Source organism: Pseudomonas agronomica (assembly GCF_025917275.1).
GTDB lineage: Bacteria > Pseudomonadota > Gammaproteobacteria > Pseudomonadales > Pseudomonadaceae > Aquipseudomonas > Aquipseudomonas agronomica.
In genome coordinates this window covers 1-2,225 of record NZ_JAOSHO010000676.1, presented here as the reverse complement: position 1 = coordinate 2,225, position 2,225 = coordinate 1, and the positions used below count along the sequence as shown (strand labels likewise).

General features: G+C 63.6%; 1 protein-coding gene. It reads left to right on the top strand.

Annotated features, from left to right (window positions below):
* Positions 1-423: 423 nt before the first annotated feature.
* Complete coding sequence (locus OC610_RS26080; RefSeq protein ID WP_264431941.1) at positions 424-2,199, top strand: sigma 54-interacting transcriptional regulator; 1,776 nt, start codon at positions 424-426, stop codon at positions 2,197-2,199.
* Positions 2,200-2,225 lie beyond the last annotated feature (26 nt).

Here is a 2,225-nt window from a genome sequence, read left to right as displayed (position 1 = left end):
GGCGCTGTACATCAGCCGCTCACCGGTGGCCGGTTCGATGATTGAACGCATAGGGCCCGAGGCCTTCACCCAATCACCGTTGAAGACACATTCCGACTCGATCACCTGGGACAGCAGTTGGCTTTTGGATGCAGACATTTAAAACTCCCGGCTCTTTGTTGTTGTCATCGTTCGCCGCACCTGGAAGGCATCGAGGCAAACGCCGTACGGGTGCCTGAGCAAGCGCTGTGCCGGTTTGTGCCAGAGCGCTTGATAAACCTTGCCCAAGGCTCTGGCCTGGGGCTCTGAGCCTGGAACGGCGCGCATGGCCTGTTCGCCAACCTGGCCGTTGGCCAGCCACCGCTTGTTCATTTGATAAAGTTATGCTTAATAACTATCTCGCCAGGTGATCATTTCGATCATCCCGCCATCAGGGGCATAACAATGAACAATCCCCACTGTCCGCTGCCGGATCTGCGCTTCGCCGCCGAACCGTTTCGTCCAAGGGGCGACAGCAAATCGCTGGACGACAGCAGCTCACCCACCCCGGCGGAGTTGGCGGACTGCCTGTTCTTTTCTCCCGACGATGGGCGCATCTGGCTCAACGACCAGCGCATGTTGCTGCTGCACAGCTCGTCGTTCGGCGCCTTGCGCCGGGAAATCATCGGGCGCCAGGGGCTGGAGCAGGCGCGCGGCATGCTCACCCGCACGGGCTACACCTCTGGCGCGCGGGACGCCCGGCTGATTCGCGAGCGCTGGCCACGGGCCGATGCCGCCGCCGTGTTTCGCGCCGGCACGCACCTGCATACGCTGGAGGGCATGACCAAGGTCGAACCCCTGCACTTCAAGTTCGATGCGGACTCGGGGTTCTATGAAGGCGAATTTCTCTGGCACCACTCCTGCGAGGCCGACGAGCATGTCGCCGCCTTCGGCACCGGGCAGGACCCGGTGTGTTGGACTGAGTTGGGCTACGCCATCGGTTTCGTCAGCGGCCTGTTTGGGCAACTGGTGATCTTTCGCGAAGTGGAATGCCGGGGCATGGGGCATGAGCGCTGCCGGGTCGTTGGCAAGACCGCCGAGCAATGGGGCGACATCGAGCGCGACCTGAGTTACCTCAACGCGTCGCAACCGGCGGTGGCCCTGGAGCCGGGCGCACGGGCCGAGGGCCTCGCCAGCAGCGTCCCTCTGCCGGACAGCGAACAGCCCTTGATCGGTGCGAGTGCGACATTCAATGCCGCGACCCAGGCCCTGCAGCGAGTGGCCCTGACCCCCGCCACCGTCCTGGTCAGCGGCGAGTCCGGGGTGGGCAAGGAAATGTTCGCGCGCCAGCTGCACCAACTCAGCCGCCGCCGCGACGGTCCGTTCATCGCACTCAACTGCGCGGCCATCCCGGACAACCTGATCGAAGCCGAACTGTTCGGCGTCGAGCGCGGTGCCTACACCGGGGCCACCCATTCTCGCCCCGGTCGTTTCGAACGGGCCAACGGCGGCACGTTGTTCCTCGATGAAATCACCTGCCTCAGCCTGGCCGGCCAGGGCAAGCTGCTGCGCGCGTTGCAAGAACGGGAAATCGAGCGAGTCGGCGGTGGACATGGGATCAAGGTAGATGTGCGGGTCGTCGCGGCAACCAACATCGACATGCGCGGCGCGGTGGCGCGAGGTGACTTTCGTGAAGACTTGTTCTACCGGCTCAACGTCTACCCCATCGCCCTGCCGCCTTTACGCGAACGCCGCGATGATGTCCCTCTGCTGATCAATGCCTTCCTCAAGCGATTCTGCCTGGAATATGGCCGTACGCCCGTGGGCCTGACCATGCGCGCCTTGAAGACGCTGCTGCGCTATGACTTCCCGGGCAACGTGCGGGAACTGCAGAACCTTATCGAGCGTGGCCTGATTGCCAGCGAAGAAGGCCAGGCCATCGACTTGGTGCACCTGTTTCGCGATGAGCGACTGCCCGTGGACGCGTATTCGGTCGATGGCAACGGCGGGCTCTCGCCATCGGCCAAGGCAGGGAGCGATGGCACGACCGGAACATCGCTGCTGCAGTCCCTACGCCAGTCGGGAGCGGACTTCAGCATTGATGGCCTGGAATCACGCCTGATCAACGAAGCCTTGCAGCTGAGCGACGGCAACCTCGCCGCGGCCGCCCGGTCGTTGGGGCTGAGCCGGGCGCAGTTCGCCTATCGGTTGAAAAAGCACCGGCACGTTACTGACGACTGAACACAGGCCAGGTATCCGTGGCGAGG

Coding starts and splice junctions, on each gene's coding strand:
- OC610_RS26080 (WP_264431941.1), top strand. CDS start 424: ATGAACAATCCCCACTGTCCGCTGCCGGATCTGCGCTTCGCCGCCGAA.